Annotated in this window: 9 protein-coding genes, 2 tRNA genes and 1 pseudogene; 4 read left to right on the top strand and 8 right to left on the bottom strand. The window is 56.2% G+C overall.

The window, feature by feature from the left end; all coding sequences use genetic code 11:
* Positions 1 to 16: 16 nt before the first annotated feature.
* On the bottom strand, positions 17 to 991 hold the full coding sequence (locus tag WG219_12705; protein ID WXL24198.1) for a tetratricopeptide repeat protein: 975 nt from the start codon (positions 989 to 991) through the stop codon (positions 17 to 19).
* 179 nt (positions 992 to 1,170) lie between these two features.
* Between WG219_12705 and WG219_12700 the strand changes: the two genes are divergently transcribed.
* The 4 genes from WG219_12700 to WG219_12685 all read left to right on the top strand — a co-directional run bounded on the left by WG219_12700 (position 1,171) and on the right by WG219_12685 (position 4,110).
* Positions 1,171 to 1,641 (top strand): YbaK/EbsC family protein, encoded by a 471-nt coding sequence (locus tag WG219_12700; GenBank protein ID WXL24197.1) that lies wholly within the window; start codon positions 1,171 to 1,173, stop codon positions 1,639 to 1,641.
* Between the two features lie 127 nt (positions 1,642 to 1,768).
* Positions 1,769 to 2,206, top strand: a complete 438-nt coding sequence (locus tag WG219_12695; protein ID WXL24196.1) for a copper-binding protein — start codon at positions 1,769 to 1,771, stop codon at positions 2,204 to 2,206.
* Positions 2,207 to 3,463, top strand: a complete 1,257-nt coding sequence (locus WG219_12690) for a histidine kinase (protein WXL24195.1) — start codon at positions 2,207 to 2,209, stop codon at positions 3,461 to 3,463.
* Complete coding sequence (locus tag WG219_12685; GenBank protein WXL24194.1) at positions 3,460 to 4,110, top strand: response regulator transcription factor; 651 nt, start codon at positions 3,460 to 3,462, stop codon at positions 4,108 to 4,110. The genes WG219_12690 and WG219_12685 overlap by 4 nt, the downstream gene beginning before the upstream one ends.
* A gap of 247 nt (positions 4,111 to 4,357) precedes the next feature.
* On the opposite strand, the gene rimO is transcribed toward WG219_12685, so the two are convergent.
* The 7 genes and pseudogenes from rimO to WG219_12650 all read right to left on the bottom strand — a co-directional run bounded on the left by rimO (position 4,358) and on the right by WG219_12650 (position 11,994).
* Positions 4,358 to 5,680, bottom strand: a complete 1,323-nt coding sequence (gene rimO / locus WG219_12680; protein ID WXL24193.1) for a 30S ribosomal protein S12 methylthiotransferase RimO — start codon at positions 5,678 to 5,680, stop codon at positions 4,358 to 4,360.
* 194 nt (positions 5,681 to 5,874) lie between these two features.
* Complete coding sequence (locus WG219_12675; GenBank protein WXL24192.1) at positions 5,875 to 6,654, bottom strand: alpha/beta hydrolase; 780 nt, start codon at positions 6,652 to 6,654, stop codon at positions 5,875 to 5,877.
* A 373-nt stretch (positions 6,655 to 7,027) separates the two neighbouring features.
* Entirely contained in the window at positions 7,028 to 7,576 is a 549-nt protein-coding gene (locus WG219_12670; protein ID WXL24191.1) for a cytochrome b, read from the bottom strand.
* An 82-nt stretch (positions 7,577 to 7,658) separates the two neighbouring features.
* Positions 7,659 to 8,930 (bottom strand): AcvB/VirJ family lysyl-phosphatidylglycerol hydrolase, encoded by a 1,272-nt coding sequence (locus WG219_12665; protein WXL24190.1) that lies wholly within the window; start codon positions 8,928 to 8,930, stop codon positions 7,659 to 7,661.
* Positions 8,931 to 8,937: 7 nt separating this feature from the next.
* Positions 8,938 to 11,514 (bottom strand): annotated as a pseudogene (mprF, locus tag WG219_12660) (bifunctional lysylphosphatidylglycerol flippase/synthetase MprF).
* A gap of 217 nt (positions 11,515 to 11,731) precedes the next feature.
* Positions 11,732 to 11,808: transfer RNA gene (locus tag WG219_12655), tRNA-Met, on the bottom strand.
* 109 nt (positions 11,809 to 11,917) lie between these two features.
* Positions 11,918 to 11,994, bottom strand: a tRNA-Met gene (locus WG219_12650).
* Positions 11,995 to 12,244: the final 250 nt, after the last annotated feature.

Genomic DNA, 12,244 nt, shown 5'->3' with positions numbered 1-12,244 from the left:
AGGTGATTGACAGGTATCAGTCGCTCAGCTGACGGATATCCAGACGCAGGTGGTGTATGCGAGCGGTGCCGTTGTGAATGCGCAGTGTGGCGTGCTCGCTAAGCTCCAGTGTTTGCTCAGCAGCAGCTTGGTTTAATTGTTCACGGATGACGGTGAAGGCGAGGATGTCATCATCCACTTTCATCAGCTCAGGCGTGCCGCGTTGGTAGCTGTAGTCTTTCGCTTGATCGAAGGTTTGCTGCCACAGCGTTTGCAGTTCGCTGCGCTTGAGTTGTTGCCAGGTTGTGCTCTGTGGCAGGCGAATATGGATCTGCGCGTTCTCTTCAAGCGCAGCGACCATGCCGCTGGCGTTACGCCGCCCAGCGGCGTTGCTCATCTGCTCGAACAGCTGTTTCACGCTGGCCAGTTCGTCAGCGCTGGGGGCTGGTGTTTTACCGTTGCCTTCCAGTGCTTGGATGAACTGCCGTGCAGTTGTGTGCCCGCCTGTATGGGCTGCACTGCGTATCCAGCGCAAACCTTCGCTGCGTTGGCCTTCCTCATACAAGTACTTGCCGAGTATCCATTGGGCTTCTGTGTTGTCACCCTCAGCGGCGCGGGTGTACCAGAGGCGCGCCGTGGTTTTATCGACGGGAGTGCCCAGGCCGTTGTCCATGGCTCGGGCAACTTCGTACATGCCAATGGCATCACCTGAGTCGGCTGCCTTGCGGTACCAGTACAGGGCTTTCTCCAGGTCGGTCTGGGTACACAGCCCGGCGGCATACATGTTGCCTAAGTTGAGCATGCCTTGGTGATTGCCCACATCGGCCAGTGCTTGATAGCGTTCGAAGGCTTCATCGAACTGCCCCATTTTGTAAACGGCATAGGCCTCCAGCACTTGGATCATCTCCCGTGCTACGCGCTCCTGATCACCATCGTTAGGAGCTGCCGAGGCAGTTGTGGTCATAAGGGCAGTGAACAGGGCAAGCGGGAAACGCAGGGCGAAGGTACGCATTACAGGCTCTCACTACAGGGGCGACTGCGTTTACGTTAGCAGCCAGGCGCTGTGTGGTCTGTGGCCTGAAAGTGCTAAAGGCTTCGGACTAAAGTCGCGAAAGCTGCAGCGGTTGCAGCTGTTGCGACCTCGTTTAATTCTTATGATTAGCTGGTGACCACTATCGGAGGGATTCTTATATGTCACTTAGTAAACGTGCCCAACATTTTCAGGACATGCTCAATCAGCGGGGGCTCAACCTGACGGTTCAGGAATTGCCGGATTCAACCCGGACGGCTGACGATGCGGCGCGTGCGTTGAACTGTGAGAAGGCTCAGATCGTCAAGTCCTTGGTGTTTCGCACCGAGTCGAACAGTCCGGTGTTGGTTTTGGCCAGCGGCCCAACGCGGGTTAATGAGAAGGCCATTGAGCGAATCCTGGGAGAGCCCCTTTCTAAGGCCGATGCTGGCTTTGTTAAAGCGGTCACTGGGTTTGCCATCGGCGGTGTTCCGCCGTTTGGCCATAAAGAGCCTATCCAGTTGTTTGTCGATGAAGACTTGCTCAGGTTTGATGAGCTATGGGCAGCGGCAGGCACGCCCAATGCGGTGTTCAAAATTCCCGGAGATTTGTGCGCAATCCTCCCTGACCATCAGGTGATTTGCGTCAAGTAGCAGGCGACGTCGTGGTCGTAGCTGTTTGTCTAAAGTACCTCTGAGCCAGTACTAAGGTAGTAATACATGCCAAGGTCTGGCTGCTTAGCATGGGCGCATCCCAACAAGAACAAAATAGGTGCTTCCAATGCGTACTTTAAAGGCTCTAATGCTCCCAGTGTTGCTGGTTGTCAGCATGATCGGAGTGGACACGCTTCAAGCAGCAGGTGATTTGACCCGCCGCACTGAGTCTTTGCCAGATCTGGTGTTTGGCAGTGAAGAAAGTGACTACAGCATGTCCCAGACTGAGTATCAGCTGGAGACCGGAAAAGCCTATCAACTGAAGATCATTTCAACCGGGCAGAAGGAATATGCGTTCCAGGCGCCTGAGTTCGCCACATCAATCTTTGTGCGTAAGGTTGAAGCCGGTGGTGTCGAAATTAAATTGATCACCCTGACCGAGCTGGAATTTGAAGACGCAGGTGAGGCTGAAATCTACTTCGTGCCGATTAAGCCGGGCAAATTTCCGTTCTACGCCAAGGGCCTTGAAAGCAAAGGCATGCTGGGCCACTTCGTGGTCAAGTAAGTGTCTGCTCTAAGACGAACCTACCTGCTGGTGACCCTGCTATTTGTAGTGGTCACCAGTTTTGCGTTACTGCTGATGACCCGGCAGGCGCGCGAAGATGTGCTGCGTGAGGTACAGGCAGCCGAATCTGTTGTCGGCTATCTCTACGATTCTGTGCAGCGTGACCCCGAAAACCTTCAGCCCAGCTTGATCGGCAACCTGCGCCATATACGGGTTCATTGGCAGGGGGACGATCAGGACGATGATGAGTCCTCCTTCGAAGCTTGGGTCAGTCAGTACATTTTCGATATTCATACCAAGCCACGGGTGATTGATATGCCCGATGGCCGGCGTCTGCATATCAGTGTCGATCCAACGGATGAGATCGAAGAAGTCTGTGATTCGTTGTTACAGCTTCTGTGGCTGAGTTTGTTCGCACTGAGCTTTAGCCTGTTGAGTATCCGCTGGGCGGTGAAGCAAGGGCTGAGCGTGTTGGATGAGCTATTGCGTGGCTTGCAGCAAGTCAGTGAAGGGCAACTGGACGCGCGATTACCGGTGCACAGCGTACCTGAAGCAAGACGCCTAGCTGCTCATTTCAACTCAATGGCCACCACCTTGCAGAAGGTTCAGGCGGACAATACCGAGCTCACTCACGCGCTAATGGCCCTGCAAGAGCGTGAACGCGCACGCTTGGGGCAGACCCTGCATGACGACCTGGGCCAGTACCTCAGTGGAATCCGGGCTCAGGTTTGCCTTCTACGGGCTGTTTCTGACAACCCAGAGCAAGTTCGCTGTACGGCCCAGCAGTTAGAGGTGCATACACAGCGCTTGCAGGAAGGCTTTCGCGGCTTGGTTCGCGATTTGTATCCGGTCATGTTGGAGCATTTGGAGCTGGATGAGGCATTGCAGCTGCTCAGCAATAACTGGCAAGAAGCGACCGGTATTCACTGCCGGGTGATCGTAGGTCAGAACTTACCGCGACTGCCGCTGCCGACCAAGGCTCACCTGTACCGTCTGATTCAAGAGGCGCTGACCAATGTTGCTCGTCATTCTCACGCCAGTGAGGTGCGGGTGCGTTTGCAGTATCAGGGCAAGCGGTTGCGCTTGTTTATCCGCGATAACGGCCAAGGTGCCAATCAACCATTACAACCGGGCATTGGCCTGCGCTCCATGCAGGAGCGGGCACGTAGCCTCGGGGCCCAATTGCAGGTGATTACCCGGCCCGGAGCTGGGTGGGTGTTAGCACTTACGCTGCTGGTAGAGGAGCATGTTGGATGAAAATTCTTTTAGTGGATGATCATGCTGTCGTTCGTCAGGGCTATGCCAGCCTACTGCGGGCCCTGTTGCCTGACGTTCAGGTGCGTGAGGCTTGCGATGGCGAGCAGGCCCTGCAGATGGTTCAGGAGGAGATTCCTAACCTGGTCATCATGGATATCTCATTGCCGGGCATCAGTGGCTTAGAAACCACACGCCGTCTGCGCCAACGGCTACCTCAGCTGCGTGTTTTATTTTTCAGCATGCACGATGAACTGCCATTGGTGCGACAGGCACTGGACGCGGGGGCGCTGGGCTACCTGACCAAAACCTCATCGCCGGAAGTGCTGGTAGAAGCGGTCAATCGCACCTTGGCCGGGCACCCCTACATTGAGCAGACACTTGCAACGCATCTGGCGTGCAACCCGCACAGCGAAGGCAACAGCGATCCGCGCCTGCGTGGCATGACCCAGCGAGAGTTTGAGATATTCGTGATGCTGGCCAAGGGTACGCCGAGCCAGATGATTGCCGAGAAGCTGTGCATCAGCAGCAAAACCGTCTCCAACTACCTGACGCTGCTGAAGAGCAAGCTGCAAGTCAGCTCACAGGCTGAGCTGGTGCACCTGGCGATTGATACTGGAGTGATCCGGCTGGGGCTTGAAAGCGCCTGAATCACGCGGCTTTGTGAGGGCCATTGTAGGGTGCGGTAAGCCTGCGCAGCAGGTTACCCACCATGGATTTTGGCTGTTTCACGATATGGGTGGGCTGCACGGGCGCTCGGTGGATAAACCGCAGCGCGGTCTTATCTCACCCTACAGGGGGGATTCGCTGGGATGCCCCGGAATACCTCTGGAGCTATCAATCCGCAGACACAAAAAAACCGGCACATGGCCGGTTTTTTGTTGAGCGAAATGCTGATCAGATCAGCTCAGCCCACATGTCGTACTCGTCGGCATCAACGATGCGCACACGGACTTTATCGCCCGGTTTGACCGCTGTGGTTTCGATAAACACGCTGCCGTCGATTTCCGGAGCGTCAGCGTAGCAGCGGGCAACAGCGCCCTGATCGTCCACTTCGTCGATCAGCACTTCCATTTCTTTACCGACTTTCAGCTGCAGGCGTGCAGTGCTGATGGCCTGCTGGTGCGCCATAAAGCGGTCCCAGCGGTCTTGCTTCACGTCATCCGGTACTGGGTTGTCCAGCAGGTTGGCCGGTGCGCCGTCTACTGGCGAGTACTGGAAGCAGCCCACGCGATCCAGTTGGGCTTCGGTCAGCCAGTCCAGCAGGTACTGGAAGTCTTCTTCGGTTTCGCCGGGGAAGCCGACGATGAAGGTGGAGCGGATGGTTAGCTCAGGGCAGATTTCGCGCCACTGCTTGATACGGGCCAGGGTTTTGTCTTCAAAGGCCGGGCGCTTCATGGCCTTGAGCACTTTCGGGCTGGCGTGCTGGAACGGGATGTCCAGGTACGGCAGGATTTTGCCGGCAGCCATCAGCGGGATCAGTTCATCCACGTGCGGATACGGGTAAACATAGTGCAGGCGTACCCACACGCCCATGCTCGACAGCGCTTCGCACAGCTCGGTCATGCGGGTTTTCACCGGCTGACCGTTCCAGAAGTCAGTTTTGTACTTCATGTCGACGCCGTAGGCGCTGGTGTCCTGAGAAATCACCAGCAGCTCTTTAACGCCTGCTTTGACCAGACGCTCAGCCTCGCTCAACACTTCACCCACCGGGCGGCTGACCAGTTTGCCGCGCATGGACGGGATGATGCAGAAGCTGCAACTGTGGTTACAGCCTTCAGAAATCTTCAGGTAGGCATAGTGGCGCGGGGTCAGCTTGACGCCTTGCGGGGGTACCAGGTCGATCAGTGGGTTGTGCTCGGTGCTTGGCGGTACCACTTCGTGTACAGCATTCAGCACTTGCTCGTACTGCTGCGGGCCACTGACGGAGAGTACGCTCGGGTGCACTTCACGGATGGAGCCTTCTTCCACGCCCATGCAGCCGGTGACGATCACCTTGCCGTTTTCGGCGATGGCTTCACCGATCACTTCAAGGGATTCAGCCTTGGCACTGTCGATAAAACCGCAGGTGTTGACCACCACCACGTCGGCGTCCTGATAGGTCGGCACCACTTCGTAGCCTTCCATGCGCAGCTGGGTGAGGATGCGTTCGGAGTCCACGAGGGCCTTGGGGCAACCAAGACTTACGAATCCGACTTTAGGTGTGGTGGGGGTGGACATCAGGTGAACCTCGGGCGCGTACGGGGATGCTGGGCGCTCGTGCGCCTCTGATCAAAAAGTGCGCAATTCTAGCGATGCTGGCCGGGCATTTCCAGCGCCTTATGGATACATCGCTGCGGCATCGTCAGTCAGTCGGTGTAAGTTGTAGTACAGCACTGGCTAACTGACGAACACAGATCCCCCTATGGATGGAATTAGCGAAGGAACGCGCGAACCGCATCCAGCACCTGCTGGGGGTATTCGCGGTGCGGTACGTGCCCACAGTTCGCTAGCAGAACCATTTGTGTCGGGCCGCCGGCGCCAGCGCAGATGAACTCTGGCTGACGGTTTGAGCCGAACTCGTCCTGATCACCGTGCAGGCACAGCAATGGGCAGTGCACGTTGGGCAGCTGATCCTTCAAGCTCCAATTGGCAAAGGCTTCGGTTAGCCACGTGCCTGTCCAAGCGTGTAACACCCAATTGGCTTTGTCGCCATGGTATTTGGCCAGGCGATCCATTTGCCCTGGTTTGGCGAATTCATTTTTGGCGTGGGTGATGCCGTTCTTTGTGTTGATCTCAAAAAAGCCTTGGGCGGACTCGCTGATCACGGCCTCGCACGCGTTCGGGTAGGCGACTGCGCAGCCAACGGCCATGCCGCCGCCGACACTGTGGCCAAATGCGACAAAACGCTGGATATCAAAGGCGTTTAGCACCGCGTTGAAGTCTGTGGTGGCTTCATCTTGCACGAAGGTTGTGGGCATTTCACCGCCACGAACATCGGATTGGCCAAACCCCAGGCGGTCATAAGCGATGACGCGACGTTCGGTGGCCGCTGCTAATTGTTCAGGAAAGTCTCGCCACAGTGTCACGCAGCCCAGTGAATCATGCAGCAGGATGATGGGCGCGCCTTGCTCTGAAGAGGGCGTCCAGCTTTGGGCAAAGAGTTTGCCTCTGGCGGTTTCAATCCAATGTTGCTGCAGGGTTACGGTGGGCACGGTGGGCTCCTTGATTGTTAGATAGGCCTTTGTTCTGTAGACGCTATGACTTGTCGAACCTCATACGGACAGTCAGTGAGCCCGCTGAGCTTGAACGGCTGCCCAGTACATCCGGGCGCGTTGAGAGGGTGACTACAAAACTAAGGGGTGCAGACGTTAGGCCCAAGTGGCATTCAGGGCAATACGACAAGCGGATAAGCCACTGAAATACTGCCTGCTTGGTTCACTAAGCATGCGCTTGGACGATTTTAAACGCTTAAGTTATGGAGGCGGTGAGTGTCGTCAGCGCTTGTCGCAACCAAGCTTGGACGTGTCGTTAATAGTAGTAGGGGGGCACCATGAGGCTGGCTCAGCAGCCTCATAGTGGTTTGCATTATTTACCTGGCAACATGCGTTTCAGGGTGTCGTCTTTCAGAACGTGGTGGTGGACCACTGCTGCCACTGCATGCAGCCCGATCAACCAATACCCGACAACGCCTCCCAGTTCGTGCCACTCCTTCAAGCTACCTGCAAGATCCGGGTTCTTGCTAACCAGTGGGGGTAGATCCAAGCCGAAGAAAGGAATGGGTTTGCCTGCTGCACTAAGTACCGCCCAGCCCATCAATGGCAGGCCAATCATCAGTGCGTACAGGGCAAGGTGCATGAGCTTGGCAGGCACGGCTTGCCAATCTGGAAGCGCGGGTGTGACTGGAGGTGTCGGTGCGATCAGACGGGCCAGCAAACGAATCCACACCAGCACAAAAACACTCATGCCGAGTATGAAGTGCCACTGCTTAAGCAGCTCGCGGGGATCACTGCCCTTAGGAAAGTTAACCCGGAGTTCAATACAAGCATAAACGGCAGCAATTAGCACCAGCATCAACCAGTGCATGCTGATGGATAACGTGCTGTAACGGGCAGGATGTTGCGTCAGAGTTGTCATCACGGTTTCCTTGGTATCCCACACGAAGCGGCGGGCTTGAGGGAAGCCTAGCTGCTCATCCTTAATTGAATGTTAAGTTAGATCAATGTCCGGTGCTTTGTGATTGGCGCTGGGCAATCGCCTGTAAAAGTCGTTCAGCCAAGGCAGGGTAATTTTCATCAAAGTGATGTCCGCCAGGCAGGCGTAGTTTTTCACCTACGGCAGTGGGTTCGGTACAGCCGCTGGTGGTTTGTTCTTCCTCGCCGTAAACGCACAGCACTTTTTCTGCTGGTAGTTTGCTCAACTCTGGGCCGATCAGGGCTTCTTGCCCGGATTGCCCCAGCCAGCCTTTGACTTCCACTTGGAAGCTGCCACTGCGCGCCAAGGCCATGAGCAGTATGGCGTCTACCTGTTGCTGATCCGCAACAGGCAGACGGTTGTAGATGGCAGGCAGCACATCGGCACCAAAGGAAAAACCGGCCAGTACGAAGCGTCTGGTGCTCCATTCTTCGCGGTAGTACTGCATCATCCGGCTGAGGTCGGCCGCCGCTTGTTCAGGGCTTTTGTGCTGCCAGAAATAGCGCAGGCAATCGACACCGACTACCGGAACATTTCGGGCTGACATTTCTTCGGCCACAGCTTTGTCGAGGTCTCGCCAACCGCCGTCACCGGAGTAGAAGAGGGTGACTGTTTCGGCGGTCTGCTGGTTATTGATCTCGATGGTAGGCATGTCATCGGGTTGGCCTTGCAGCAGCTCATTCAGGCGTTGCTGTAAGAGCTCAGGCAGTGTGGTGTCGTAGTCGCTGATACTGGTATGGGCATTGCTCAGGTCACGGGCAAAGCGGGCGCTGGGATCATCCGGGTTATTGTTCCAAGCGGCGAACCAGTGGCCATGTTCGGCTTTTGAAGGCAGCGGCAGTGCGCAGTCTGGTTGCTTCAAGCTGAAGCCCACAGACAGTGCCTGAGCATTGTCATTGTTCTGGGTAGCCAGCCAGCGCCAAGCAAATGCAGCGCCTTTACCAATCCCGGCGACCAAGGTTAGGTGCCCGGAAAGCAGGGCGACCGCTGCCTGGGCGCGTTGTTGCTGGGCTGCACAATCATCAGCGGGGAGTGTGAACTCGACCAGTTTGACTCCGTTGTCCAGGGCCATTTCCAGCAGATCATCGTCTGCCAGTCGCTGCCCTTCTTCTGAGGCCAGGAGTACCCATGCTGTCGGTTTTCCATCGGGAATAGCCAGTGTTACCTGACTGCCGTCGGCCAGCGTATGGTGCTCAATGCGGGCATGGGTGTTGTAGCACAAATACACCAGTAGTCCGGCTGCGATGAGCAGCACAGCGATGAGCAGGGAAATCTGTTTGCGGGTGACCTTGAACATGCTGTCCTCAGCGTTTTACCAATCCTGTGTAGCCACCAGCAATCAGGGCGGCGGTATCTGCCAGCGCGACCAGTGGGTCAAGCCCGGCAGGTACGGCCATGTAACGAGGCTCCCATTCGGGCTGAAACTTCTCTTTGAAGTGGCGTAGACCCTTGAAGTTATAAAACTGTTCGCTGCGCTGAAAAATCATTGAGCCCAAGCGTTGGGTCAATGGTGCGCCGCGACGTGGTTGCAAGCCCGACAATGGCACCATGCCGAGGCTGAAGCGCTTATGCCCGGATGCTTTGTAATGCAGCAACAGATTGAGAATTAGAAATTCCATGGTCTGCTTAGGCGCTTCGGGATGTACCCGCATGAGGTCTAAGCTGGCCAGCTCTTGACTCGAAGTTTCCAGCAGGTTGGCAAATGCAACCGGGCGGTCTTCAAGGGTGATTACGGCGATGCGGAAATGTTTGAGGTACTCAGGGGTAAAGCGGCCCAGTGAGAAGCCTTTTTCCCGCACGTGTTTACCTTGCATCCAGGCATCGGAAATTACTTTAAGCGCATCCAGCGGCGCCTGACCGGCCTCATAGATCACCAGCTTGAGGCCGTCACGCTGACCGCGATTTAAGGTGTAGCGCAGATCCTTCATGGCTTTGCCTTTGTCTTGCAGGTCAAAGCGTTGCAGGTCGACTCGGGCTTCTTCGCCGAGTTTCAGCGCACTCAAGCCGATATCCATGTAGTAGGGCAGGTTCTCTGCGCGTACCTGATAGAACACGGGACGCAGCCGGTAGGTGTCGCATAGATCGCGGAACTGCCAGATCAGTTCGGCCCGGTGTGAGGCTGTACCGGTAGGGTCGAACAATGCAATCAGGCTGCGGCCGTGGCGAGCAAACATCAGGAACGACTCGCCCTCAGGGTGTAGCAGCACCGCCTTATCACCGGTCAGGACCAGCGCGCCATCGGGCTGATCGGATGCCGCAACGATGTTGCGAGCTTGCTCTAATTCTTCTGGGGTGATGGGGTGAATGGTCATCGGCACGGGTTTGAGCAACCACAGCAGCGCAATGATGCCCAGTAACAAGCCGCAGCCTAGGGCTGCACGCAGCGTACGAGGCGCGTCACCGTTTACGGCAAACTGCCAGAACAGCTCATTGCTGTAGGGAACATTCTGGTACACGAACAATGTTAGCCAGAACGATGCGGCCAATACGCAGAAACTGGCCACCAGATTGCCTCGGGCTACAGGCATCTCCAGCAGGCGGCTGGGGCGGTAAAACGACTGGCGGAAGATAACCAGCAGCGTAGCGGTCAGCACCATGAGGCTAGCTTCTTCCCAGTCAAAGCCCTTGAGGATCGACAGGCCCGCGCCACTGATAAGCAAAATGACGGTCAGCGCCCAAGCGGCTGACAAGCGCCTGCGTAGGCCGTGGGCCAGCAGCAAGCACAGCATGCCCACCAGACTCGCGGCTAAGTGCGAAACGTCGATCAGTCGATGGGGAATCAGAAAGCTAAGGTACTCCAGGCGTTCATCCGCCGCCGGTGTCGCCCCGGAGAGGATGAGCACTACACCGGAGAGAAACACCAGCAGTGACAGGATCGGTGCAGCCAGACCAGACGCGGCCCTGACGGCTTTACGGCCTGCCGGTAAGAAACGTTTAGCCTCGTTGGCCAGCAGGAGCAGGCAAGCGACTGCCAGTGGCAGACCGATATAAATCAACCGATACAGCAAGAGCGCGGCCGCCAGTGGTGCAGCATCCAAAGAACCAGCAAATGCTGCTAGCAGCACTGCCTCAAATACGCCGATTCCCCCTGGTACATGACTGAGTACACCGGCCGCCAATGCCAGCAAATAGACCAGCAAAAAAGCGGGCAAAGGCGGGGCTTTGGGGAGTAACAGGTAAAGCACGCTGGCGGCTGCGCAGACATCAATGAGAGTGATGAGCAGTTGCAGAGCGGACAGCTTCAGGCCGGGTAGACGCAAGCTGCGCTGTCCAAAGCGGATGCTGACGTAGCCTTGTCCTGACAGCTGAGGGTCGCGGCGACGACTGAGCCAGAAAATACCCAGCGCGCTTAACAGCAAAACCAACCCCGCTATCATTTGCACGGTTGCGGCTGGCAAGCGCAAAGCCAATCCGGCCGCTTCCGGGTTGATCAGTGCTGCGACCGCTGAAAGCGGCGGTAAGGCACAGCCCAGTGCCAGGCTGACAAATACGGTGATGCGGGCTATGTCGCTGGTGCCGACGTTGTAGCGGCTGTAAAGCCGATACCTGACGGAGCCGCCTGTCAGAACAGAAAACCCTATGGCATTGGAGATGGCGCTGGCGCAGAAATTACCCATGGCCATGACACGCATAGGCAAGCGCACGCCCGTCATGCGAAAAGCAGACCATTCGTAGCCAAGCAGGGCGATAAAACTCACGGCTGCCGCGCCAGCTGCCGCTAGCAACTTACTGTCGGGGACTTCATCAATGGCACTGCGCAATGCATCTGGGTCTAGCTCACGCAGGAGATGCCAGCAGGCAAAAAGTCCAAAGCCAAAGAGAAGAAGGGTGAGTGCAAGGCCGATGGCCTGTCGGTATGAGCTCAGGTAATCAAGCCATCGTGGAGGCTTGTCGTGCGCGTTGTCTTTGGGTGTCGCTGAAAGTTGAACCTTACCGCCCATGAACCACCTCGTGTCGAGTTGGCAAAAGAGCATGTGGGCGGCAGGGATAACTTCCAAGCCCCGCCGAATCTGATCCGACTATCGGTAGGGTAAACGCGGGAAACTGGGACAATCGCCATAAACAAAAAAGGCCACTCAATGAGTGGCCTTTTGAATTTGGTTGCGGGAGCCGGATTTGAACCGACGACCTTCGGGTTATGAGCCCGACGAGCTACCAGACTGCTCCATCCCGCGCCGGCCATTGTATAGAGATTGGGCTTTGTGTCAAGTAAAAAATCAGTTGAATCAAATATTTAGAAAACGCAGGCGAAAAAAAACCACTCATTGAGTGGCTTTTTGAATTTGGTTGCGGGAGCCGGATTTGAACCGACGACCTTCGGGTTATGAGCCCGACGAGCTACCAGGCTGCTCCATCCCGCGGGCCGAATAATACGCTTGTGAGTTTGAGTGTCAAGATTTTTTAGCCAAATCATTGATTTAGCTATGCCTGGCTGCCATTCAACTGCTCTACAGATGAGCGCTGATGCTGGTCGGCCCTGATTTCACCTTTTTTTCACAACCTGGTCTCTACTATCTGTAGGTTGTGCAGGGGGCTTTGTTGGCCGAGTTGAGGGTCATGCTAGGACGCTGATCTTGCTTTTGGTCGGATCAGCTGAGGTTTCCAGCACTT

Origin of the sequence: Pseudomonas mendocina, assembly GCA_037482215.1 — a bacterium.
GTDB classification, from domain to species: domain Bacteria; phylum Pseudomonadota; class Gammaproteobacteria; order Pseudomonadales; family Pseudomonadaceae; genus Aquipseudomonas; species Aquipseudomonas mendocina_E.
The sequence above is the reverse complement of the archived record's forward strand: the minus strand, read 5'-3'. Positions and strand labels throughout refer to the sequence as shown.

Excerpts from the sequence above, each read along its gene's own strand:
- rimO (WXL24193.1), bottom strand. The coding sequence starts at position 5,680 with ATGTCCACCCCCACCACACCTAAAGTCGGATTCGTAAGTCTTGGTTGC.
- WG219_12695 (WXL24196.1), top strand. The coding sequence starts at position 1,769 with ATGCGTACTTTAAAGGCTCTAATGCTCCCAGTGTTGCTGGTTGTCAGC.
- WG219_12705 (WXL24198.1), bottom strand. The coding sequence starts at position 991 with ATGCGTACCTTCGCCCTGCGTTTCCCGCTTGCCCTGTTCACTGCCCTT.
- WG219_12670 (WXL24191.1), bottom strand. The coding sequence starts at position 7,576 with ATGACAACTCTGACGCAACATCCTGCCCGTTACAGCACGTTATCCATC.
- WG219_12700 (WXL24197.1), top strand. The coding sequence starts at position 1,171 with ATGTCACTTAGTAAACGTGCCCAACATTTTCAGGACATGCTCAATCAG.
- WG219_12685 (WXL24194.1), top strand. The coding sequence starts at position 3,460 with ATGAAAATTCTTTTAGTGGATGATCATGCTGTCGTTCGTCAGGGCTAT.
- WG219_12665 (WXL24190.1), bottom strand. The coding sequence starts at position 8,930 with ATGTTCAAGGTCACCCGCAAACAGATTTCCCTGCTCATCGCTGTGCTG.